Origin of the sequence: Bacillus sp. 196mf, assembly GCF_003217275.1 — a bacterium.
GTDB classification, from domain to species: domain Bacteria; phylum Bacillota; class Bacilli; order Bacillales; family Bacillaceae_G; genus Bacillus_A; species Bacillus_A thuringiensis_S.
Genome location: NZ_QJTG01000013.1, coordinates 122,739 through 145,581, shown reverse-complemented (window position 1 = coordinate 145,581; position 22,843 = coordinate 122,739). Strand labels below are relative to the sequence as shown.

Genomic DNA, 22,843 nt, shown 5'->3' with positions numbered 1-22,843 from the left:
AGACATTCCATTTGATAACAATCAAGCAGAACGGGATATTCGAATGACGAAAGTTAAACAGAAAGTGTCTGGGACTTTCCGAAGTGAGAAAGGTGCAGAATCTTTTTGTCAAATACGAAGCTTTATGAGTACCATGAAAAAACAAAAACAATCTGTCTTACAAGCGATAGGCCAGGTTATAGAAACCGGAACGGTTCCTTGGAAAATCACGACTTCATAAGAGAATTTCTCGATTTGATCTAGATTCATTCTCTGATTGGAGTCTTTTCTTTATCATGTTTTCAAATCGGAAACATGTATTTGGCATGCCTTGTTTCCTAACTAAGCTGAGTAGTTACGATAATTTAATTCCTTTTTCAACCATTCCCTCATATAAACACGGACTATCCAATATAACACTATGCCCTTGTTCTAAATAAGAATCAATCAATACCCATTCGGCATCATACGCAAGCCCACCAACAATCGTTGATTCAATTCCTTTTACTTTTAATGATTTTAACAACGCGGATTTCAAAACATCATGATCTATAATTACAGCACCTGTTAATTTCGCTATATACTTAGAAACTGTCGATTTTCCTGACCCAGGAAAACCTGACATTTGCAGAAAAAACAAATTAAAACTCCTCTCTAAATTACATCTGTTCTTCTTTATAATTAATCACAAATTCAACAATCATTACATCCATTCCTTCTATATTAAAATACAAAAGAACCCCCTACTTATAAAATAGCGAGTTCTTCTTTATAATTTATGCCGCTTTTACCTTTTTCGTTGCTTTACTTTTTCTTTTCGTTCCTGTAAAGCGCTTGTGTAATATAGATGCTATCAAGCGTGAAATAACATTGAATAGTAATACCATAATAATTAATACAGCTGCAGATTTTGTCGCAATCAACTTCGCATCTGGAATAACTCCTTCAGAATTTAATTTCCAAATGTGAACCGCTAATGTTTCAGCTGGTCTAAACGGATTTAAAGGATGCGCAGGACTTGAGAAATCCGCTGCTGAATTTAAAATCGGGGATGTTAAACCCGCTGTGTAAATTAATGCTGCCGCTTCCCCAAATATACGACCCGCCGCTAAAATAATCCCTGTAATAATTTGTGGTAATGACGATGGGATAATAATACGAGCGATTGTTTGCCACTTCGTTGCACCTAATCCAAGACTTGCCTCTTTTACATTATGAGGAACTTCTGAAATCGCATTTTCACAAACACGCGTTAAACCTGGTAAATTTAAAATAGTTAAAGCAAGAGCACCACCCATTACTGTGTATCCCCAACCTGTCATTGTAACGAACACTAACAAACCAAATAAACCAACAACAATAGAAGGTAAAGACGCCATCGTCTCTATACATAGACGAACAAAATTTAAAAAACGTCCTTGTTTTGCGTACTCTGCTAAATATATTCCAGCACCTAATCCAAGAGGAATAGATATAATAAGCGTTATAACAAGCATGTAGAAGGAATTGAATAACTGCGGACCAATCCCACCACCAGCTCTTGTATTGCTTGGTTCTCCAAACAAGAAATTAGGATCCCAAAATCCCCATCCCTTTTGTAAAATCTCAAATACTAAGAACACTAGCAAAGCTACAACTAAAGCCGCAACCGCATAAAAGATACCCGTCCAAACTTTATTTACCGTTCTTGCATTCATTATTATCGCTCACCTCTTTGCCCAATCGCTCGAATTACTAAAATAAACAGGAATGAAATAACAAGTAAAATCATCGCTAAAGTCCATAGCGCATTGTTCCAAGCAGTTCCGTTCAATGTATTCGTCATGTCCATTGTTAAAATACCAGTTAACGTCGCTGTCGGACTATATATTCCTTCTGGTAATTTAATCGTATTCCCGATTACCATCTGAACCGCTAACGCTTCACCGAAAGCACGCGCTAAGCCTAAAACAACACCTGTTAAAATCCCTTTTTTCGCAGCAGGAACAATCACTCGGCTAATCGCTTGCCATTTTGTTGATCCTAGACCATAAGAAGCTTCTAAATAATCAAATGGAACAGAACGTATTGCATCAGAAGCGATACTAGCAATAGTAGGTAAAATCATAATACTTAATACAACAATACCCGCAATTAAACTAAAGCCTACTCCCCCAAACGAATCACGTAATAGTGGTACTAAAATCGTAACCCCTAATAATCCGTATACAACCGAAGGAATACCAACTAACAATTCTAGAACAGGCTTCAATACTTTATTTCCAAACTTTGGCGAAATTAAATTCATGAATATAGCAAGAGCTATAGCAATTGGTGCACTAATAATAACCGCACCTAACGAAACCACCGTTGAACCTACAATGAAAATTAAAGCCCCGAAGGATCCTTGATCAGCATTTGGATTCCATTTTGTCGATGTTAACATCTCAGTAAATGAGATACCACTTTGTGTAAAAGATTGAATACCTTTACCACAAATAAACGCAATAATAGCTAATGTAATTAAAACAATAAAAATACCACAAAACGTAACAAGTGATCTTCCTATATATTCACTTTTCACGTAATTAATTTGTTTTTTCCCCTTCATCACAGGACAGACCCCACTTCACAGATTGAAATGAACAGGACTGGCCTTGCAGCCAGCCCCATAAAACTTTATTACTTATTTAATTTAGACATTGGAATGTAGCCCATATCTTCTACTTGCTTTTCAAAGTCTTTACCTTTTACATAATCGATGTAAGCTTTTGTTGCTTCTTTCGCTTCACCTTTTGTTACCATATACTCGTAAGACCAGAATGGATATTTACCAGACGCAATGTTTTCAACTTTCGGTTCAGCACCATCAATTTTCACTGTTTGTAGTGCACCTTTTTTATCTCCAACCATGTAAGACATCGCTAAATAGCTTACTGAACCTGGAGTAGAATTGATAGCTTGCTCTACTGCACCGTTAGAATCTTGTGTTGTACCAGTTCCATCATTAATTTTCGCGTCTTTCATAATCGTTTTTTCAAATGTAGCACGTGTACCAGATGAAGCCGGACGATTAATTACGTTGATTTTTTCATCTTTTCCGCCTACTTCTTTCCAGTTTGTTACTTTTCCAGTGAAGATATCTTGTACTTGTTGCACTGTTAAGTTATCAACTTTTACATCTTTATTTACGACAAGAGCGAATGCAATCCCCGCTACCTTGTTATCTACTAATTCTTTCGCCTTTTCAGCATCTTTTATTTTATCTCCAGACGGAACATCTGAATTACCAATTTGTACTGCACCAGATGCTACTTGGTTAATCCCAGTTCCACTACCGCCACCTTGAACTTGAATAGAAACTTTTGAATTTTTCTCCATGAATTTCTTTCCAGCTTCCTCCGCAAGAGGTAGAAGAGCTGTAGAACCAGCTGCTGCAATCGTACCTGATAATTCTTGTTTTGTATTATCGCTTCCTTTAGCAGTTTCTTTACTAGTTGTATCTTCTGCTTTCCCACACCCAACTAATGCTCCTGCTACCACTAAAGCTGCTAAAGAAAATTTAATACCTTTTTTCATAACCATGTCTTGTACCCCCATTTGGATTATCACTTTTCGAATTCATTTTCTTTCGAACACAAATTCATTGTAGGACAACAATATTATGTGAGTGTTAAGCAATTTTTAATTTTAAGTAAATGACGATAATCATCCTCAAAAGCTAGGAATCCCAACATTTGTAGTTAAAGAAGCAAACAAAAACCACACTAACTATGCTGTAATGTAAATTTATTCTTAACAATGTAAATTCAATGTAAATGTTTTTCTCTCTTTTTCCCTTTTAGTTAAAGTTACATTTACAATTCCGCTGTATTTTGTAACTTTTTCACGCCTAATTTATGCACATTAAAAAGAATTTCAGTAATATTTTTTAGTACAACTAAATAAATTGGAACAATTCTAAAATTAAATGAATATTTTTAAAGTACTAATTGACAGCATCATCCAATGTAGTCTACTATATTACTAACAAAAAGTTTACCTAAGGAAACTTTTTAAACTAACACTAAAAATATAGAGAAGAGGTAACTTTTATGGTATCGGCTAATACTAAACCCCTTTCCGAGTTTAAAACAGGGGAGTTTGTACAAATTGAGAAGATACAATTAGAAGGAACTATGAAACGACGTTTATTAGATTTGGGATTTATCCCAGGGGCAACGATTAAAGTATTGCAACGCAGTCCACTTGGAGATCCGGTCGCTTATCAAGTGAGCAACACAACTATTGCACTGCGCAAAGAAGAAAGCTCCCTTATTTTCGGGGTATTAATAGGAGATGATTTCAGATGAGCAAACATCGTATTGCTTTAGCTGGTAACCCGAATACCGGGAAAAGTACATTATTTAATACTTTAACAGGTTTAAAACAACATACTGGAAACTGGACGGGAAAAACTGTTTTAAAAGCTGAAGGAGAATATGAACATAACGGAAGTAATTATACATTAATAGATTTACCTGGAACTTACTCACTATACTCAAATTCCGCAGACGAAGAAGTAGCGAGGGATTATATTATATTTGAAAAACCAGAAGTAACTGTAGTTGTCATAGACGCAACTGCTATGGAAAGAAATTTAAATTTAGCACTCCAGGTGATGGAGATGACAAATAATGTAGTCATTTGCATTAACTTAATTGATGAAGCCGAGAAAAAAGGGATTGTTATCGATGAAAAGAAATTAGCAAAATCACTTGGTGTACCTGTCGTTAAAATTTCAGCACGTAACCGAGTAGGCATTGGTCATTTGCTAAATGTTATTGCAAAAGTAGCAAATAAAAAACTAATTCCAACACCAATTAAAATTACTTACAGCGAAAAAATCGAAAATATGATTCAGGAATTAGAACCACAAATTTATAAAGTGTTCGGTGATACGTATCCAGCACGTTGGATTGCGTTACGTATATTAGATGGAGATAAAAATTTCTTAACTACACTTCAAAAACACCATAATGAACCACTTGTAAGGGAGGTCGTAATTAATGGAATCTCACTCAGCCAGTAAAGCTCTTCCATTAGACTATATTATTCAACATGCACAAACACTTTCAAAAGAAGATATACGAGATGATATAGTCGGAGATATTTACCGAACATCTGCAAGCATATGTAAAGAATCTGTCCAATATACAAATACTGATAAATTATATCGTTCCGAAAAACTAGATAAAATTTTCACATCTCCAATCTGGGGATTTCCAATTATGCTCGGTATTTTATCTATTATTTTTTATCTTACAATTGCAGGCGCTAACGTACCATCTGATATGATTGCCGAATTCTTCGGATGGGCCGAAGGATATTTAACATCTTGGTTCCAAGCAGCGCATGCACCTGAATGGTTACATGGCATTTTAATACTTGGTTTGTTCCGTGGTATCGGTGCTGTTATTAGCGTTATGTTACCACCTATGGCAATCTTTTTCCCTATGTTCGCGCTATTAGAAAACTACGGATACTTACCACGTGTCGCGTTTAATATGGACCGCTTATTCAAACGATCCGGCGCACACGGGAAACAATCTTTAACAATGGCAATGGGATTTGGTTGTAATGCAGCAGCCATTATGTCAACACGTATCATTGAATCACCACGTGAACGTATGCTAGCAATTTTAACGAACAACTTCGTTCCTTGTAACGGTCGCTGGCCTATGTTAATTTTAATGGCTTCACTATTTATGGCTGCTGGTTATACAGGCAGTATGCAAACATTGGTTACTGCTGGCGTTGTAGTTGGAATGGTTGTAATTGGTGTTATTATGACATTAACTGTTTCTTGGGTACTATCAAAAACAGCCTTAAAAGGGGTTCCAACTCACTACACACTGGAGTTACCTCCGTACCGCAAGCCAAAAGTTTGGAATACAATTGTTCGCGCAACACTCGATAAATCAATCTACGTTTTAAAACGAGCTATAGTTGTTGCTGCCCCTGCAGCTGCATTAACTTGGTTACTTGCTAATATTTTTATTGGTGACACAAGCTTACTTATGTATTTTGTAAACTTTCTAGATCCATTTGCTAAAATGTTAGGACTTGACGGCTTTATTCTAGCTGCATTCATTCTTGGACTACCCGCTAATGAAATTGTAATCCCAATTTTATTAATGTCTTACTTATCAACTGGGGCTTTAACTGAAATAGATGATTTTAATCAAATTAAAAATCTATTCCTAGAAAATGGTTGGACTTGGTTAACAGCGTTAAACACAATGTTGTTCTCACTTCTTCATTTCCCGTGCGGAACAACACTTGTTAATATATACAAAGAAACAAAAAGTGCAAAATGGACATTCTTATCGTTTGCAATCCCTACCGTTATCGCCATTGTTGTTACATTCCTCTCTACACAATTGGTACATTGGTTAGGGCTTGTATAAAGCAAAGCATACATAGAAGGCATCCCCCTTCACATATGCTTTGCACGAAAGAAACCTGAAAATTATTCAGGTTTCTTTTTTTGTACATCAGTATTCCACGGCTGTGCTCCATACGTTGTGAGTTTTTTATGAATGAAATAAATAGCCCCCGGCAGCACCGCCATTAATATCGTGCAACTAATTCCTAATCCAGTAAACAACTTTCATCACCTTATTTCACTCTTTTCGGTAAAGCTGAACCTGAATGTTCAATTGTTGGATGAACGTGAACAGTAATTTCAGCATTACTAAAGTAATTTTCGCCTTGATCCCAATTCTTACTTACCTTTTTCCACTCTTTATAATTATGTCGCTTATACACTTCCCCTAACTCTAGTACATCTACCTTATATTTTTTTTGAACAAGTTTAATTGATTTTTGAATACGCTTCTCCATTTCTTCCGATATATCCTTCTCTAAACGCTTTTCATTCAAAACCTTTTTATGATCACTGAAATGCAACTCAGCCAATGTGCCTTCCAGAGATAAATGAATATCAAACTTTGGTTTTGTAGCATTCGTTGTGGATACTTTAATTTTTCGACGTAACTTATGAATTTCATATGTAATAAGTTGATTCTTTTTACGGATGGTAAAAAAACCTCCAATTTTTTTGCCTATTATATAATTCATCCCTACTGTTTCTTCCCCACTCAAATTGCCTACACATTTATTATCCTTTCCACGAAACAATGCTGCACCGTTCATTTGTACTCCTTGTTTTGTTAGTTCCAGAATAGGTAATACAAAACTTCGGTTAGAGATCATCTTTTCCTGCACCTCACCAATTCTTGCAGCCTCAATCATTTGGGCATTTTTCGGAGGGTGTTCAGCTAACATATCAATATACTGCGCCGGTAAATTTTCAGGCTTGGCACTTTGTTTTAAAATAGCTTCGGCATTTTTATTAGAAACGAACAAACGAATATTTCTTCTCATCTCATGATCGCGAATATATACATCTAACGTATTTTGTAAAATGTATGGATGTGAAAGTAATTCTTCAGAGAAAATAATCACCTGTATATGAGGGAAAAATAATGTACGACTAATTTTTTTGGCGATTATTCTTATTTGTTCAAATACACTATCTGCTTTTGCACTAACATTAATATAATTTTCGCTATCCCCACCCCCTTGTCCACCCTGTTGAGACAATTTACTGGGGAGTACCATCTGATAGGTCCCTTTCATAATTGGATTCGCTTTCTTCTCCTTCACAATATCGTAAGCCGCTCCTACTACAAATCCTCTTTCTTCTATCTCTTCTAACTCAGAACACCCACTCATAAATCCAGTTAAAGCCATAACCATTATAATTTTAAGAAGGTGTTTCATTTCCACCATTCCTTCTTTTTATTTTATATACAATTAAAACGAGCAAAGGAGCTAACACAACAAACCCCATATCTATCCAAGCTAAATAAGTCCCATAACTTGATAAAGTATTTAAACTACTAGGTATCATATTCACCATAAAAATAATAGGGGCACTTATGAAAATAAAAATTTGTTTCTTCACTTTCGGAAACATAGCACAAAACAATAAAGATGCGACGTCATAATACATTGCTGTAGTGTTATAAATAGTAATAATCCAAGTCGTAAAAAAAATCGCATCAAACCTTTCTAAAAATCCTCCACCAATTTCAATTTCTTTCCCTAATTCAATTGTTGGATATGTCAATCCACGTGTTGTCATATACGTAAAAACGCTAATACAAGTTACATAAATTAAAATGTATGACAGCACGTTTACCATCACCGCTTTCGCGACTGCCATTGGCGCTTTTTTCGCTGTCTTATCATTCAGCAACACCGCATAAAATAAAGCTACTTCAAATCCAATAAACGTAAAAATAGAATTTTTAACTCCAACAGCATATTGACTTACTTTCGTTTGAAAAGCTGGTAGTAAATTATTTATTTCCATTAAATTTATATTCAATAAAGAAAGAAGTACTATCGCAATTAAAACAATAGGCAAGAATAAAACATTTAACCTTAATAAGGCTGCTCTTGATCCTGCTATTCCATAAATAACAACTAATAAGAAGAAAAAAGACAGTAGTTGTATTGGTGTATCACTAAATAAATACGTTTGAGAAATAACTGAAATCATTCGCGATTCATACGCTGTCAAAGCAGCAAACGTTAATACTAAAATACTACTAATTGTGTATGCAACAGGCTTCGTCAAATGCGCACTCGTATATTGAACAAAATTTTGTTTCGGAAATAAGATAGCCACTCTCGTCACAAACCAGCCTAAAACTGCGCAAATCAGTCCACCCAAAAGCAAGATAATCCAACCGTCCGAAAATAAAGTTTGGTTAGCGATATCTCTTGGCATAGACAATGCCCCTATACCAATAATGGTCGATGATACCGCAAACCCAATTTCCCGAGATCCAATCTCTTCATCGCCATACTCAAATGGTTTCAATTATTTTCGCTCCTTTGGACGTATTGTAGAATCTTTTGTTTGTAAGTACTCCGGTCTATCTTTCAACATCGCTTTTGGTATGCGAATAAATTCTTCTTTCCAATCTTTATAAAATGCAGGAGCAATTGGAGTTGTATACGGTATACCAACACTTGTTAAATTTGTAATATGAACAGCAAGTGCAATCAGAGCTAGAATGATCCCATACAACCCAAAAGCAGTTGCAGCTAATACAAAGACGAAAAGTAAAATCCGGAACGTAATCGTAATACTATATACAGGAAGCGAGAACGTAGCAATCGCAGTAACTGCAATAATAATAACTAAAAACGGATTTACAATCCCTGCATTTACCGCAGCTTCTCCAATTACAAGACCTCCTACAATCCCTATCGTTTGTCCCATCGGTTTCGGCAATCGGATTCCAGCTTCTCGTATTAATTCCATAGTCAAGGCCATCATTAACGTTTCAATATATGCTGGGAACGGAACACCTTCCCTCGCACCTGCAATTGAATAAGCCAGTTTAGAAGGAATAAGTCCTTGATGATAAGATACAAGTGCTACATACATAGCTGGTAACAAAACCGCGATTATACCTGAACCCATACGTAAAAATCTTAGTAACGTTCCAATCACCCAGCGCTCGTAATGATCTTCTACAGATTGAAAAATATCAACAAACACAAGCGGTGCAATAAGAGCAAACGGAGATCCGTCTACTAAAATGGCCGCTTTTCCCTTCGCTAATGACGCTATAATATTATCTGGCCTCTCTGTATTCAAAAACTGTGGAAATGGAGATAAATTATTATCCTGAATTAATTGTTCAATCGTACCTGTTTCCAAAATAATATCTGTCACTATTGATTGAAGACGGCGATCTAACTCTTTTACAATGTGAGGATTAATAATATCTTCTATATATACTAGGGTTACTTCTTTCTGCGATCGCTTCCCCATAATATAAGATTGGAACCTCAACTTTGGATCGCGTAAACTGCGTCGGATTAACATTTTATTCACATTAATATCTTCATTTAATCCAACTCTCGGTCCGCGTATTAAATCTTCTGTCACTGGTGGCTCTAAACTTCTCTTCTCCCAAGCCCTACTATTAATAACGATAGCAGTTTGAATATTATCAATTAATATAACTGTATCTCCCGCTAAAATCGCATTTATAATATCCGGAAACGTTGTCTTCTTACCCACTTCCGCAATAGAAATAAAACGATCCAATAACGTCTGAACGACAGCCGCTTCATTTTGCACTTCTTCATATTGAAGAGTACGAACTACATATTTATAAACATTATCCTTGTCTGTTAACCCACATAAAAACACAACCGCACAACGTGTAAAACTCCCAGCAAGAACAACTTCTCTAATTGTTAAATCATTAGGTGAACCTAACTCATCCCTAATTTCTTTCATAACTTCAAATAAGTTACCTTCAAGCTCTAACAATTTCCCCACCTAACTTCCTTTTCAACAAGTTTTTAGTTAGATTCCGCTAATAGAAGAAAATATATACAAAAAAGAGCTATCTCTTTGCAAAGATAGCTCCAATAAACGAATTACTTTTCTACTATTGTAGTGTTTTTCTTTATAAATACACCTTTTGTAAATCCACTAACTACAAACATCACAATCATATTAATTAACAATGCGACTATGCCCACATTCAAATCTTTTATATACTGCGGAAAACTCGGAAACATCGTAGCTATAGTTGAGCCAGATAAGGTAATATATGCGACCACTAACAGCCCAACTCCCATTCCTGCAATCGCTCCTTGCTTCGTAACAATTTGGCGCGGAAACAAGCTACATACAAGTGCAGGGAAAAGTTGCGTAACGATACTGTACCCCATTAAGAGAAGTGCTCCTATTGTTTCCCCTCCTTTAAATGTAAATAAAACTGCCACGAGCGTTACTACAGGCACAAATAATTTTGCCATCTTAGCAACTTGTCTATCTGAAGCAGACGGAACGATCGTTCGATAAATATTTTTTGCTAACAGTGTAGAAGCCGCCATAACAAGCATAGAGCCTGGAACCAATGCCGTTAATACTCCCGCACTACCAATAATCCCAATAAACCAAGGATCAAAAGTTTGTAAAGCAAGACGGACTAACGAAAGATCTACATCCGCTCCCTTTAACCCAGGAACTTGCAATATAGCAGCAAACCCTGCGAAAAATACGAAAAGTAACACTAAAGAATACAATGGCATAATTGTTGCATTTTTACGAAATACTTTTTCATTTTTTGCAGAAAAAGCAGAAGCAAATGTATGAGGCCACATATAGAAACCGAGGGCCGTTAATATAATAGTAGAAACAAACCAAGAAATACTCATTCCTTCTTCAGGTAAAGATAAAAATCCTGGTTTCGCTGCTTCTACAGCTTCAAACATCGGCTGAAATCCTCCATAATAATGATACGGTAAATATATACCTAAAAACATAACGATAAACAGTATCATAATATCCTTCAAAGCAGCCGTCCAAGCTGAACCGTGTATACCTGAAACCATTACATATATAGTTATAACAATAGCACCAATCCAAACCGCAACAACAGGTGATACCCTTCCGTAAGACGCTTCTGAAACGATAATTCCCAGTCCCTTTAACTGTAAAACAAGATATGGGATGATGGAAATAACACCAACAATTGAAACAATAAGTCCAAGCGCCTTACTTCTGTATTTCTTCGCAAAAAAATCCGACTGCGAAACAAGGTTATGCTCTTTTGCATACTTCCAAATCGGTGGCGATAAAAAATACGATAAAAGATAAGCTAGAGCACCATAACCTAAAATATAAAAGGTAGGTGCGCCTTTACTATATGCCCAGCCGCTTCCTCCTAAAAATGTAAACGTCGTATAAATTTCACCTGCCATAAGGAGAAAAACAAAAATAGTGCCAAACCCTCTTCCTCCAACTGACCATTGCTCTAAATTCATATCTTTTCCATGTTGTGCCCGAATCCCTAAAAATAGTGCGAGAAACAAAAATAAAATAATGATAAGTAATGCAGTCATTTTACATCCTCCTTATTAGCAGGATCAAACACGTACACAAGCCCCATACAAAGAGATGTAATAAACACTGATAATAATACCCAAAATAATAAAAAGGGCATCCCTAATACGTAAGGAGTAACTGAATTCGCAAATATTGGCCCAACTACTAAACAAAGAACTGGAATAAGCGCTAGGATGTGTATTTTCTTCATCTCATTCTCCTTTACTTATAAAGTTCATAATGGCTGATACAAAGACTTCCACTCCAATCAGTAATGCATCTTCGTCAATCGTAAAACGAGGGTGATGGTGAGGATATATAATACCTTTCTCTTTATTTCCTGCTCCGATAAAAAAGAATGTCCCCGGTGCCTTTTGTAAAAACGCTGAAAAATCTTCTCCAGCCATCGTTGGCTGTAAACGAACAACTCTATCCCTTCCATAAAGTTGTAATGCCGTTTGTTCAATAAGCTCTGTAGCTTCATAGTCATTTACAACTGGTCGATATCCATATTCATATGAAAATGTATATTTCGCTCCGTAAGATTCCGTAATATACTTCACAATCCGCTCAATCTTCTTCTCTGTTTCACCTCGTAATTCATGTCTTAAACTTCTCACTGTCCCTTCAATCTCGGCTTGCTCTGGTATTACATTATGAGTTGTCCCCGCATGAAATTGCGTAACAGATATTACGAGCGAATCTAATGGATTCGTGAGGCGAGATACAATTTGCTGAAGTTGCGAAACGACTTGTGTTCCGATTACGATACTATCCACCGTTTCATGAGGGATTCCAGCATGTCCACCTTTTCCCTCTATCTTAATTTTAAAAACATCCGGTGCAGCCATTGCAGGACCATAAATAACACCTATTTTCCCAACCTCTAACGACGCCCAAAGGTGAGCACCAATAATATAATCCACACCTTCCATTACACCTGCAGCAACCATCTCCTCTGCACCACCAGGAAAATTTTCTTCAGCATGTTGGAATAGAAAACGAATCTCCCCTTTAATCTTCTCTCTTTCTTCTACTAACTTATGTACAACCCCAAGTAATATCGCTATATGTCCATCATGACCACATGCATGCATTACACCTTTATATGTAGAAATAAAATCAAACTCATTTTCTTCATGAATAGGAAGAGCATCCATATCGGCTCGAACCGCAACTGTTTTGCCCGGATGTTTACCTACTAACTTTGCCATCACACTATATTTAGTCGGCCGTGACACTTCTAAATATGGGAATTTCCGAAGTATATCGAACACAAACTGCGATGTTTTTTCTTCTTGAAAAGATAACTCTGGATACTTATGAAAATGCCTTCTCCACTCAACTAACTGATTTTTTGACAAAACAAATTCCTTTGCAACATCCATACTCCTTCACTCCTTCTTCACCAAGTTAAATGTTATTATAACGTGAATTGTTAACTTTTAAAAGAATCTTCTAAATTTTCTGTAATAATAACTCAAAAAGAAAAAGCCACCCAAAAGATGACTTTTTCATTATTATAAAATAGTAATTGCTTGTTTTCCCATTTGCTCCCAAGCTTTCTCAAATTCTGCTCGCGGAACAGCCAAACGCGGATTATTTTTAAGAGGATCATTTACATATACAAAGTTTTGATCATATCCAATTACTACTGCACTATGCTCATAATATGTAATTTTCACTTCACCTGAACTCGTATTCCATGTTTCAAAACTACTTTCAGCTAGCGGCTTAAACGTCGTATTAATAATGACCCATACCGGTGAACCAGAACTAATTACTTTATATATATCTTGCATGTCTCTACCTGTTAAATTAATTACTTTTTCAGGAACATATTTTTCTGCCAAATTAAAAATTGGTTGATTATATACACCATATCCAGGCTCTGCCTTTGTATAAATATTTCCAACAAACCCTTCGTAAGGATTTCCCCGTACGCCATTTTGTTCAAATGGAACACGATGAATTTCGCTAGCAAGTTGCATCTTATCTACTTGTACACCTTTATATTGCAACAACATAGCTAAACTTGTCACTTCACATCCTCGAGGTAATTCTGGTAATTGTTTAATAAACGGAACATCCTCAATCATAGCTGCTTCTTTCATTTCAGATAGAAACTCTAAGCGTAGAACTTGCGCCTTTTGCATAATTTTATCTTTTCCTATAAAAAATGCAGCAGCAAGTATAATCCCAAAAACAAAAAGATATTTTAACTTTTTCATTATAAACAAAACTCCATTAATTATTATTTTACAGACACAACTCTTATCATTGTACCCTTCTTCTTACTAGTTTGCTAGAAAGATCATGTGAATTATCGCTCATAGAATTAATTATAAAAATTCTAATTATTTTTAATAAAAAGAAAAATAAATATACATTTCCAGAATATTTTGCTAAAATCAAAATTGTTAACATGGTGAAGATATCACCATGTTAACAAACATTCTTAGAGTATTTAGTCATAGTTCGTTTTTTTACATACTCCATTCATTTCATAGTAAATAAACCGAGTGTGTGTTGCATCCCCCACTAATGATTAAAAACTCAGAATAAAACGAAGTTCACACATTCAAGAAAATACGGGGTGAGGGGCATATGAATCAACAAATTGAACAAACAGATTTAAAACGAACAATGAAAAGTAGACACCTATTTATGATTGCACTCGGCGGTGTTATCGGAACCGGGCTATTTATGGGATCTGGTCAAATTGTCCATAATGCCGGACCTGGTGGTGCTATTCTTGCATTTTTAGTCGGTGGATTTGTTATGTATTTAACGATGTTATGTCTTGGTGAATTATCCGTTGCTATGCCAGAAGCAGGTTCATTCCAAAGCTATGCAAGCAAATTCATTTCACCTGGTTTTGGATTTGTTGTCGGTTGGATGTATTGGCTAAATTGGGCTGTTACAGTTGGCGTAGAGTTAACAACTGTAAGTATTTTAATGAAACGCTGGTTTCCAGACGTTTCTTCATGGATTTGGTGCGTTACATTTGCAGCAGCGCTATTTCTCGTAAACGCTTTATCAGCAAAAGCATATGCAGAAGCAGAGTTTTGGTTCGCAAGTGTAAAAGTTGCAACAATTGTTATTTTCATCGTACTTGGTGGCGCTGTTATGTTCGGTCTACTAGACTTTAATGGAAAGCCAGCTCCGATGCTTCATAATTTCACTGAAAATGGCGGGCTATTTCCAAACGGTGCATTAGCTGTTCTTCTTACGATGATTACAGTAAATTACTCCTTCCAAGGAACAGAATTAATTGGAATCGCTTCAGGAGAAAGTGAAAATCCTGAAAAAACAATTCCAAAAGCAATCAAAAATACAATTTGGCGAACTCTCTTCTTCTTCGTCTTAGCGATATCAGTTGTTGTAGGTTTACTCCCGTGGCAAGAGGCTAATCTAGTCGAAAGTCCCTTTGTACTTGTATTTGATGTAGCCGGTGTCCCATATGCAGCAGACATTATGAACTTCGTTATTATTACAGCTGTATTATCCGTTGCTAACTCTGGTCTATACGCAAATTCTCGTATGCTGTGGGCGATGGCAAAACAAGGAATGGCAAGTCCAGCGTTTACTAAATTAACTAAAAGAGGTGTACCGCTAAACGCATTAATTTTCAGTCTGATTTTTGCAAGTCTTTCTTTATTAACAAGTGTATTTGCGGCAGATACTGTCTTTCTAGTTTTAACATCTATTGCAGCGATGGCTGCTGTTGTCGTGTGGATGTCAATCGCCGCTTCACAGTTTTTCTTCCGTAGAAATTTCGTGAAAAATGGTGGCGACATAAATGATTTAAAATATCGTACACCGCTCTATCCACTAGTTCCAATCGTAGCGTTCTCGCTCAATTTCATTACATTTGTTAGTTTGGCTTTCATTCCAGATCAAAGAATTGCTCTTTATTGTGGCATTCCATTTATGATTACTTGTTACATTTTATACCAAGTTAAATATAAAAAAATTGTCAAACTTGAACAGCCACGAACTGTCACACAAGAAATAAACTAAATATACAAAATATTCAGCTATCTTTCTTATGATAAGATAGCTTTTTTCTATTTCTTGGATATCCTGGTATAACTTTATTTATCTTAAAATTTTCACAATCACGTTTTTCTCTGGAAAATAGTTTACAATGTAATCAAGTTACAAATGATATTCACCTTAAAAAGTGTGCATTTGTGTCTATTTTTTAACAATATATCAAAAACTATTGCCTTCTATAAATTAATAGGTTTATATTGTTTTATTGGCATAGTTTCAATCCAAGGAGAAAGGAGATTTTCAATCGTGCAACTAAAGAAAGCGTTTTGGAAGTTGGCTTCGCTTCTTCCGTTATCATTACTTCTGTTCCTCGGTGGCTGTGATAAAAAACTCGCAGTATTAAATCCGCAAGGACCTGTTGCAAAAGCACAGTATGATTTAATTGTTTGGTCATTCTTGCTTATGTCATTAATTATCGCAATTGTATTCATTCTGTTTACAGTCATCTTGATTCGTTATCGTGAAAAACCAGAGAATATGGACTATGAGCCACCTGAACAACACGGTAACACATTACTAGAAATTATTTGGACGCTTGTTCCTGTTATTATCGTTATCGCATTATCGATTCCAACAGTAAAAGCAACTTATGCTTCGGAAGAGGTTCCGAAAGAGTCCAAACATATTAAACCAGTTGAAATTTATGTTACATCTGCAAACTGGAAATGGTTATTCAGTTACCCAGAGGAAAAAATTGAAACCGTTAACTATTTAAACATCCCAGCTGGTGTACCAATTCAATTCAAACTGACTTCTGTCGGCCCAATGAATGCTTTCTGGGTACCAGAACTTGGTGGTATGAAGTACACAATGGATGGCATGATTATGGATCTTTATTTACAAGCTGATAAGCCAGGTTCTTACCTAGGCCGTAGTGCGAACTTCTCTGGTGAAGGATTCACACACATGGAGTTCGAAGTTGAAGCGAAAACTAAAGAGAAATATGACAAGTGGGTTAAAGAAGTACAAGAAACTGCTCCTAAACTAACAGAAGCTAAGTACAACGAAATTGTTAAACCTGGTGTAGTTGGTCGTATGACATTCTCTAGTCACCACTTAAGTTATGTAGATCCAAAATCACTTGAATATTGTGATTACAACTACTACAAAAACAAAAAATAATAGCTATTATTCCAACAGATTGGAGTGAACACAGTGAAGCTTGATGAATTCTTTGTCACAGGTGACCCGATTATTTACGGTGCAGACGCTTCTATCGTTCTTGTGACATTAGCAATCATTTTCGTACTAACAAAGTATAAAAAATGGAAATGGCTTTGGGACGAATGGTTAACAACTGTTGACCATAAAAAAATCGGAGCCATGTATATTATTTCTGCGGTTATCATGTTATTCCGTGGTGGTATGGATGGTTTAATGATCCGTGCACAATTAACATTCCCAGAAACAACTTATTTAAACGCTGAACACTATAACGGAATCTTTACAACGCATGGTACAGTAATGATTCTTTTCATGGCAATGCCATTCGTTATGGGATTAATGAACCTTGTAGTACCATTACAAATTGGTGCTCGTGATGTTGCATATCCGTTCTTAAATGCTTTAAGTTTCTGGTTATTCTTTGTCGGAGCAATGTTATTCAACATCGCTTTCGTAATCGGTGGTTCTCCAGACGCTGGGTGGACTTCTTACTTCCCAATGGCAGGTACAGAGTTTACTTCAGGCGTAGGAAATAACTACTACGCAATTGCATTACAGATTTCAGGTCTCGGTACGCTAATGACCGGTATTAACTTCCTTGTTACTATCTTAAAAATGCGTACACCTGGTATGACTTTAATGAGAATGCCAATGTTTACTTGGTCAATCTTAATTACAACAATTATCATTATTTTCGCTTTCCCAGTATTAACAGTTGCTCTTGCATTAATGACATTTGACCGTCTATTCGATGCTCACTTCTTTACGATGGCGAGCGGCGGTATGCCGATGTTATGGGCCAACCTGTTCTGGGTATGGGGTCACCCTGAAGTATATATCGTTATTTTACCGGCATTCGGTATTTTCTCTGAAATCATTAGTACATTCTCACGTAAGCGTCTATTCGGTTACAGTGCGATGGTATACTCAATGGTTGCAATTTCTTTACTAAGTTTCGTCGTATGGCTTCACCACTTCTTCACGATGGGTGCAGGTCCAGCGGTTAACTCATTCTTCTCGATTTCGACAATGGCGATTTCGATTCCAACCGGTGTTAAGATCTTTAACTGGTTGTTTACACTGTATAAAGGACGTATCCGTTTTACAGTTCCAATGCTTTGGTCATTGGCATTTATTCCAAACTTCGTAGTCGGTGGGGTTACAGGGGTTATGCTTGGAATGGCAGCAGCTGATTATCAATACCATAACAGCTACTTCCTAATCGCTCACTTCCACTACGTATTAATCGCAGGTACAGTATTCGCTATGCTTGCTGGATTCACATTCTGGTATCCAAAAATGACTGGTCATATGTTAAATGAACGCCTAGGTAAATGGACATTCTGGATCTTTATGAGCGGATTCAACATCTGTTTCTTCCCAATGTACTTCTTAGGTTTAGACGGTATGACTCGTCGTATGTACACTTACTCTGAAAGTCTTGGATGGGGATGGCTAAACCAAATCGCATCTGTTGGTGCGGTAATGATGGGTATTGGCTTCCTACTTCTTTGCTACAACGTAATTTGGAGTGCACGTCACGGTGAACGTGACACAACTGGAGATCCATGGGATGGCCGTACACTTGAATGGGCAACTCAATCTCCTGTACAACATTACAACTTCGCGAAACTTCCTGAAATCAAAGAAGCTGATGCTTTCTGGTACATGAAAAAACGCGGAGAAACAGTTACACCAGCAGCAGAAGATATCAAACCAATTCACATGCCAAGTAACTCTGGTGTGCCTATTATTGCGTCTTTATTCTTCGGTCTTGCAGGTTTCGCATTAGTATTTAGCTGGTTCTGGCTTGCAGCAATCGGCGGCGTTGGTATTTTAGCTTGCTTAATCTATCGTTCATTCGATTATGATGATGGCTACTACGTAAGTGTTGATGAAATTAAAGAAACAGAACATATAGCATGAGAGGTGAAATGACATGGCGGCTTTAGATAAAAGCTTACCTTTGGAATATCAATCCGAACAAAGCAGATTGAATATCCTAGGATTCTGGATTTTTCTTGGGGCTGAAATTATGCTGTTCGCAACACTTTTCGCCTCTTATCTAGTCCTTGCTGGTCGTACGGCAGATGGCCCAACTCCAGCGCAACTGTTTGAACTTAAAACGCTTTTAATTCAAACATTACTACTTTTAACAAGTAGTTTCACATGTGGTATCGTAATTCACGAAATGCGTAAGCACAACCAAAAAGCAATGCTTGGATGGTTCATCCTTACATTACTTTTAGGTGCAGGTTTCCTATTCTTTGAAATCGAAGAGTTCATTATGTACATCGGTGAAGGCGCAACAATTCAAACAAGTGCTTTCCTATCTGCATTCTTCGTTCTTCTTGGAACGCATGGAGCCCACGTAACAGGCGGTATCATTTGGGCAATTTGTGTTATTATCCAAATTTTAAAACGAGGTTTAACACCAGTTACAGCTCGTAAAGTATTCATTATCAGCTTATACTGGCATTTCCTTGATCTTGTTTGGGTCTTTATTTACACACTAGTTTACTTGAACGGGATGGTGGCGTAGATGGCTCAAAACAACAATCAAGCAAACGGGCATGCGCATAGCGGATTCCCTTGGTCACACGTTTTCGGATTTATTTTATCGCTTGCATTAACGTTTCTAGCGTTATACGTGGCACTTTACACAACATTGCCACTCTCAACAGTCTTAACAACTATTATCATAATGGCTGTTGCGCAAGCATTGTTACAATTAATTATGTTCATGCATTTAAAAGAAGGAGAAGGAAGAGTTCAAATTCTTACAATGATATACAGTTTCTTCGTTGCAACTGCAACAGTTGGTTTAACTGTATGGATCTTCTTCTCAATGTAATGTACATGAAAAAGACTGCTGAGGAATCTCAGCAGTCTTTTTTTATTCTCCTCCCCCATTACATCCACATTACGGAATTAACAGCAGAATCATGAAGAATATACTTATTATGACAAATGTTAAGAAAAGTCTTTCTTTATGAAATCGAATCCATATGCGTTGCTTTTCTACCTATTATATGGCTAAATAGGTACTATATTTATTTGAAGGGAGAGAACGCAATGGAACATCATACTTCTGTTCTATCACTTATGGTTGTCGTTGCAATCGCGTTTTTCGTTCCCCTTTTGTTACAACGCTTTAAATTAAAAGCACTTCCTGTTGTCGTTGCAGAAATTATTGCAGGAATCTTTGTAGGTAAAAGTGGGTTTAATATTATTGAGCCAGATATGTGGCTTCAAGTTTTATCAACATTAGGATTTATCTTCCTCATGTTCTTAAGCGGTTTAGAAATTGATTTTTCTATCTTTAAACAAAAAGGGAAAAAAAATACGACAAACGAACCAAATACATTTCAAGCAGCAAGCATTATCTTCTTATTTATTTTCATCTTATCTTATGCCCTATCATTACTATTCGTATGGCTAGGATTTGTAGATAATGCAATGTTCATGACTTTAATTATTTCAACTATTTCTTTAGGTGTTGTTGTACCAACACTAAAAGAGAACAACCTAGGAAAAACTGCAATCGGACAAATCATTTTATTAGTTGCTGTTATTGCAGACTTAGTTACAATGATTTTACTCGCTGTTTTCGTCGGATTAAATTCCGAAAGCGGCCAAAGTATGTGGCTCTTACTTCTTCTATTCGGTGCCGGTATTGTCATTTACTTTATTGCAAAACGCTTTAAAAACATTCCATACTTAGATAGTTTAAAAGCTGGTAGTGTACAAATTGATACACGGGCTGTTTTTGCACTCATTTTAATCTTAGTTGGGTTATCGGAATCTGTTGGAGCAGAAAATATTTTAGGCGCCTTCTTAGCAGGTGTACTTGTATCGTTATTATCACCCAATGAAGATATGGTGGAAAAACTTGATTCCATCGGCTATGGTTTCTTCATCCCTATTTTCTTCGTAATGGTTGGTGTAAATCTAGAGGTATGGTCTATTTTTAAAGAGCCTTCTAGCATGCTAATGATCCCAATCTTAATTGTAGGACTCTTTATTTCAAAACTCTTACCATCACTCGTCTTACGAAAATGGTATCCACGTAATATCGTACTTGGAAGTGCAATCTTATTAACATCGACACTTTCTTTAGTTATCGCAGCTGCACAAATTGGTGAAAAACTAGGGATCATCAGTCCAAGTTTATCTGCCTCTCTTATTTTAAGCGCAGTTATTACTTGTATTTTTGCACCTATATTGTTTAAAAAAATGTTCCCAAAAGTAGAAACACCAAAACCAAAAGTAGCTATTATTGGCGCGAGCAGAATTACCCTTCCGTTATCACTAGATTTAAAACGAGAAGATTATGACGTAACACTATATATGATGCGTCAAAACAAAATAAATGATGAGGAAGCGAAATCGCATGACTTCCCTATCGTGAAATTAGATGACATCACAATCGCATCATTAACTGAACAAACAGCATTTGATGCAGATCGCGTCGTTGTTGCAACAAGCGATGATGAACAAAACTTATTATTAGCAGAACATGCAAAAGAGCTAGGTGTTGAACATGTTATTGCAAGTGTAGAAGATCCACTTCTACAAGAAAAAGCAACGCAAGAACATATCGCTGTATTCTCAACAATTAACTCTACACGTATTTTATTACGTGCACTTATTGATAAACCTAGTCTCGTTCGCTTAATTACAACAGCAAACGAAACAGTACGCGAAGTTGAACTACGCAGCAATAAATATAACGGCATTGCGCTTCGCCGCCTTCCGTTTTTAGGTGATGTACTTGTCATTCAAATCTACCGCGGTAATAAAGCATTAATACCACATGGTGATACAAGACTACAACACGGCGATACATTACTTGTAACAGGTTCAAAAGAGCATATCGATACACTAAAAAACATATTAGAGTAAAAAAATGCCCCTCACATAATTGAGGGGCATTTTTTTAATTTCATATGGTAAAATGTTACTATCACATATTATGAGGATGGATTACATTATGTCTATTGTAACTTTAGCTCTCTTATTATTAGCGGAAGTACTCGTCGCCATTATTCTCATCGGTGTTAGCATTGAAATTTGCAGCTATGGTTGGAAAAAATCAAATGGAGTTAAATACTCATTCCTTTTTCTTTCACTCCTTCTCGGAACCGCTAGTATACTCGGCCTTCTCGCTGCACCTGCATACTTCTTTATACAACTTATAGAAAAAGGTTTATAAGAAAGGATGATAACATGATTACTGTGCAGTATATTGATGCATCCGAGACACACTTATTACGCCAAGCGGTGTTGCGTCCCAATCAGTCCCTAGGAGACTGTAAATACTCTTCTGATTACGAAAAAGACACATTCCACTTAGGTGCCTTTATAAACGATGAGTTGATTAGCATCGCTTCCTTCTCAAAAGAAATATATCCTGATTTGCAAAAAAGTATCCATTATAGACTACGAGGAATGGCAACATTACCTAACTTTCGGAACAAAAGAGCTGGAAGCTCCTTAATTCAGAAGGCAGAACAAATTTTAAAAGAACGGAAAGCAAACATCCTATGGTGTAATGGCCGAATTACTGTAACTGACTATTACAAGCGATTAGGCTTTCAGGAGCATGGTGAAATTTTTGAAATTGAACCAATTGGCCTTCATAAAGTACTGTATAAAAAGATATAAGAAAAGCTTTCCTCAATACGGGAA

23 protein-coding genes and 1 pseudogene are annotated in these 22,843 nt (G+C 36.4%); 12 read left to right on the top strand and 12 right to left on the bottom strand.

The window, feature by feature from the left end:
- Positions 1 to 220 (top strand): IS66 family transposase (locus ATL10_RS18690; protein ID WP_142669975.1); only part of this gene is annotated, 220 nt, incomplete at its 5' end.
- Between the two features lie 117 nt (positions 221 to 337).
- Here ATL10_RS18690 and ATL10_RS18685 read toward each other — a convergent pair.
- From ATL10_RS18685 to ATL10_RS18670, 4 genes and pseudogenes are all read right to left on the bottom strand, one after another.
- Positions 338 to 619, bottom strand: a pseudogene (locus ATL10_RS18685) (P-loop nucleotide/nucleoside kinase family protein); the annotation flags it as partial.
- Positions 620 to 755: 136 nt separating this feature from the next.
- Entirely contained in the window at positions 756 to 1,676 is a 921-nt protein-coding gene (gene pstA / locus ATL10_RS18680; protein WP_000994139.1) for a phosphate ABC transporter permease PstA, read from the bottom strand.
- 2 nt (positions 1,677 to 1,678) lie between these two features.
- Positions 1,679 to 2,569 carry a phosphate ABC transporter permease subunit PstC gene (gene pstC / locus ATL10_RS18675; RefSeq protein ID WP_000676676.1) on the bottom strand — a complete coding sequence of 297 codons (891 nt, stop codon included), beginning with the start codon at positions 2,567 to 2,569 and terminating at the stop codon, positions 1,679 to 1,681.
- 71 nt (positions 2,570 to 2,640) lie between these two features.
- Positions 2,641 to 3,543 carry a phosphate ABC transporter substrate-binding protein PstS family protein gene (locus tag ATL10_RS18670; protein WP_000245112.1) on the bottom strand — a complete coding sequence of 301 codons (903 nt, stop codon included), beginning with the start codon at positions 3,541 to 3,543 and terminating at the stop codon, positions 2,641 to 2,643.
- Positions 3,544 to 4,052: 509 nt separating this feature from the next.
- Here ATL10_RS18670 and ATL10_RS18665 point away from each other — a divergent pair.
- Genes ATL10_RS18665 through ATL10_RS18655 form a run of 3 tightly spaced genes read left to right on the top strand, consistent with a single transcriptional unit; the run spans position 4,053 to position 6,407 of the window.
- A complete protein-coding gene (locus tag ATL10_RS18665) occupies positions 4,053 to 4,310 on the top strand; it encodes a FeoA family protein (protein ID WP_000252989.1) in 258 nt (85 codons plus the stop codon).
- Positions 4,307 to 5,029: a FeoB small GTPase domain-containing protein gene (locus ATL10_RS18660; protein ID WP_000033865.1), complete on the top strand. Its 723-nt coding sequence runs from the start codon at positions 4,307 to 4,309 to the stop codon at positions 5,027 to 5,029. Before ATL10_RS18665 ends, ATL10_RS18660 begins: the two co-directional genes overlap by 4 nt.
- Entirely contained in the window at positions 5,007 to 6,407 is a 1,401-nt protein-coding gene (locus tag ATL10_RS18655; protein WP_000443602.1) for a nucleoside recognition domain-containing protein, read from the top strand. The genes ATL10_RS18660 and ATL10_RS18655 overlap by 23 nt, the downstream gene beginning before the upstream one ends.
- Before the next feature lie 62 nt (positions 6,408 to 6,469).
- Here the strand turns inward: ATL10_RS18655 and ATL10_RS31320 are convergent, their stop codons facing one another.
- The 8 genes from ATL10_RS31320 to ATL10_RS18615 all read right to left on the bottom strand — a co-directional run bounded on the left by ATL10_RS31320 (position 6,470) and on the right by ATL10_RS18615 (position 14,160).
- Positions 6,470 to 6,607 (bottom strand): hypothetical protein, encoded by a 138-nt coding sequence (locus ATL10_RS31320; RefSeq protein ID WP_000493991.1) that lies wholly within the window; start codon positions 6,605 to 6,607, stop codon positions 6,470 to 6,472.
- An 11-nt stretch (positions 6,608 to 6,618) separates the two neighbouring features.
- Positions 6,619 to 7,785: a spore germination protein GerLC gene (gerLC, locus tag ATL10_RS18645; protein WP_000681631.1), complete on the bottom strand. Its 1,167-nt coding sequence runs from the start codon at positions 7,783 to 7,785 to the stop codon at positions 6,619 to 6,621.
- Positions 7,769 to 8,893, bottom strand: a complete 1,125-nt coding sequence (gene gerLB, locus ATL10_RS18640; protein WP_000802008.1) for a spore germination protein GerLB — start codon at positions 8,891 to 8,893, stop codon at positions 7,769 to 7,771. Before gerLB ends, gerLC begins: the two co-directional genes overlap by 17 nt.
- The gene (gerLA, locus tag ATL10_RS18635; protein WP_002060757.1) at positions 8,894 to 10,372 is read right to left on the bottom strand and encodes a spore germination protein GerLA; all 1,479 of its coding nucleotides are present in this window, start codon (positions 10,370 to 10,372) and stop codon (positions 8,894 to 8,896) included. It lies immediately after the preceding gene.
- A gap of 101 nt (positions 10,373 to 10,473) precedes the next feature.
- Positions 10,474 to 11,946, bottom strand: a complete 1,473-nt coding sequence (locus tag ATL10_RS18630) for a sodium:solute symporter family protein (RefSeq protein WP_110497318.1) — start codon at positions 11,944 to 11,946, stop codon at positions 10,474 to 10,476.
- The gene (locus ATL10_RS18625) at positions 11,943 to 12,140 is read right to left on the bottom strand and encodes a DUF3311 domain-containing protein (protein ID WP_000719836.1); all 198 of its coding nucleotides are present in this window, start codon (positions 12,138 to 12,140) and stop codon (positions 11,943 to 11,945) included. Before ATL10_RS18625 ends, ATL10_RS18630 begins: the two co-directional genes overlap by 4 nt.
- 1 nt (position 12,141) lies before the next feature.
- Positions 12,142 to 13,317 (bottom strand): amidohydrolase, encoded by a 1,176-nt coding sequence (locus ATL10_RS18620; protein WP_110497316.1) that lies wholly within the window; start codon positions 13,315 to 13,317, stop codon positions 12,142 to 12,144.
- Between the two features lie 132 nt (positions 13,318 to 13,449).
- Positions 13,450 to 14,160, bottom strand: a complete 711-nt coding sequence (locus ATL10_RS18615; RefSeq protein ID WP_000734491.1) for a C39 family peptidase — start codon at positions 14,158 to 14,160, stop codon at positions 13,450 to 13,452.
- Between the two features lie 376 nt (positions 14,161 to 14,536).
- Here ATL10_RS18615 and ATL10_RS18610 point away from each other — a divergent pair, with 376 nt between their 5' ends.
- The 8 genes from ATL10_RS18610 (at position 14,537) to ATL10_RS18575 (ending at position 22,819) form a co-directional block, all read left to right on the top strand.
- Positions 14,537 to 15,952, top strand: a complete 1,416-nt coding sequence (locus ATL10_RS18610) for an amino acid permease (protein ID WP_001075764.1) — start codon at positions 14,537 to 14,539, stop codon at positions 15,950 to 15,952.
- Between the two features lie 282 nt (positions 15,953 to 16,234).
- Positions 16,235 to 17,110, top strand: a complete 876-nt coding sequence (locus ATL10_RS18605; RefSeq protein ID WP_001176165.1) for a cytochrome aa3 quinol oxidase subunit II — start codon at positions 16,235 to 16,237, stop codon at positions 17,108 to 17,110.
- Between the two features lie 33 nt (positions 17,111 to 17,143).
- Positions 17,144 to 19,078, top strand: coding sequence for a cytochrome aa3 quinol oxidase subunit I (gene qoxB, locus ATL10_RS18600; RefSeq protein WP_000762374.1), 1,935 nt, complete (start codon positions 17,144 to 17,146; stop codon positions 19,076 to 19,078).
- Between the two features lie 13 nt (positions 19,079 to 19,091).
- Positions 19,092 to 19,694 (top strand): cytochrome aa3 quinol oxidase subunit III, encoded by a 603-nt coding sequence (gene qoxC, locus ATL10_RS18595; RefSeq protein WP_000729313.1) that lies wholly within the window; start codon positions 19,092 to 19,094, stop codon positions 19,692 to 19,694.
- On the top strand, positions 19,695 to 20,006 hold the full coding sequence (gene qoxD, locus ATL10_RS18590; RefSeq protein ID WP_000068425.1) for a cytochrome aa3 quinol oxidase subunit IV: 312 nt from the start codon (positions 19,695 to 19,697) through the stop codon (positions 20,004 to 20,006).
- Positions 20,007 to 20,227: 221 nt separating this feature from the next.
- Positions 20,228 to 22,057 carry a monovalent cation:proton antiporter family protein gene (locus tag ATL10_RS18585; RefSeq protein ID WP_000399979.1) on the top strand — a complete coding sequence of 610 codons (1,830 nt, stop codon included), beginning with the start codon at positions 20,228 to 20,230 and terminating at the stop codon, positions 22,055 to 22,057.
- Between the two features lie 52 nt (positions 22,058 to 22,109).
- Complete coding sequence (locus ATL10_RS18580; protein WP_071714271.1) at positions 22,110 to 22,367, top strand: DUF4022 family protein; 258 nt, start codon at positions 22,110 to 22,112, stop codon at positions 22,365 to 22,367.
- A gap of 14 nt (positions 22,368 to 22,381) precedes the next feature.
- Entirely contained in the window at positions 22,382 to 22,819 is a 438-nt protein-coding gene (locus ATL10_RS18575; RefSeq protein ID WP_000633851.1) for a GNAT family N-acetyltransferase, read from the top strand.
- The last annotated feature ends 24 nt before the right edge of the window (positions 22,820 to 22,843 follow it).

Bases quoted from the DNA above. Each gene is read 5' to 3' on its own strand.
- pstA (WP_000994139.1), bottom strand. From the start codon at position 1,676: ATGAATGCAAGAACGGTAAATAAAGTTTGGACGGGTATCTTTTATGCG.
- pstC (WP_000676676.1), bottom strand. From the start codon at position 2,569: ATGAAGGGGAAAAAACAAATTAATTACGTGAAAAGTGAATATATAGGA.
- ATL10_RS18670 (WP_000245112.1), bottom strand. From the start codon at position 3,543: ATGGTTATGAAAAAAGGTATTAAATTTTCTTTAGCAGCTTTAGTGGTA.
- ATL10_RS18665 (WP_000252989.1), top strand. From the start codon at position 4,053: ATGGTATCGGCTAATACTAAACCCCTTTCCGAGTTTAAAACAGGGGAG.
- ATL10_RS18660 (WP_000033865.1), top strand. From the start codon at position 4,307: ATGAGCAAACATCGTATTGCTTTAGCTGGTAACCCGAATACCGGGAAA.
- ATL10_RS18655 (WP_000443602.1), top strand. From the start codon at position 5,007: ATGGAATCTCACTCAGCCAGTAAAGCTCTTCCATTAGACTATATTATT.
- gerLC (WP_000681631.1), bottom strand. From the start codon at position 7,785: ATGAAACACCTTCTTAAAATTATAATGGTTATGGCTTTAACTGGATTT.
- ATL10_RS18630 (WP_110497318.1), bottom strand. From the start codon at position 11,946: ATGACTGCATTACTTATCATTATTTTATTTTTGTTTCTCGCACTATTT.
- ATL10_RS18625 (WP_000719836.1), bottom strand. From the start codon at position 12,140: ATGAAGAAAATACACATCCTAGCGCTTATTCCAGTTCTTTGTTTAGTA.
- ATL10_RS18620 (WP_110497316.1), bottom strand. From the start codon at position 13,317: ATGGATGTTGCAAAGGAATTTGTTTTGTCAAAAAATCAGTTAGTTGAG.
- ATL10_RS18615 (WP_000734491.1), bottom strand. From the start codon at position 14,160: ATGAAAAAGTTAAAATATCTTTTTGTTTTTGGGATTATACTTGCTGCT.
- ATL10_RS18610 (WP_001075764.1), top strand. From the start codon at position 14,537: ATGAATCAACAAATTGAACAAACAGATTTAAAACGAACAATGAAAAGT.
- qoxC (WP_000729313.1), top strand. From the start codon at position 19,092: ATGGCGGCTTTAGATAAAAGCTTACCTTTGGAATATCAATCCGAACAA.
- qoxD (WP_000068425.1), top strand. From the start codon at position 19,695: ATGGCTCAAAACAACAATCAAGCAAACGGGCATGCGCATAGCGGATTC.
- ATL10_RS18585 (WP_000399979.1), top strand. From the start codon at position 20,228: ATGGAACATCATACTTCTGTTCTATCACTTATGGTTGTCGTTGCAATC.
- ATL10_RS18580 (WP_071714271.1), top strand. From the start codon at position 22,110: ATGTTACTATCACATATTATGAGGATGGATTACATTATGTCTATTGTA.
- ATL10_RS18575 (WP_000633851.1), top strand. From the start codon at position 22,382: ATGATTACTGTGCAGTATATTGATGCATCCGAGACACACTTATTACGC.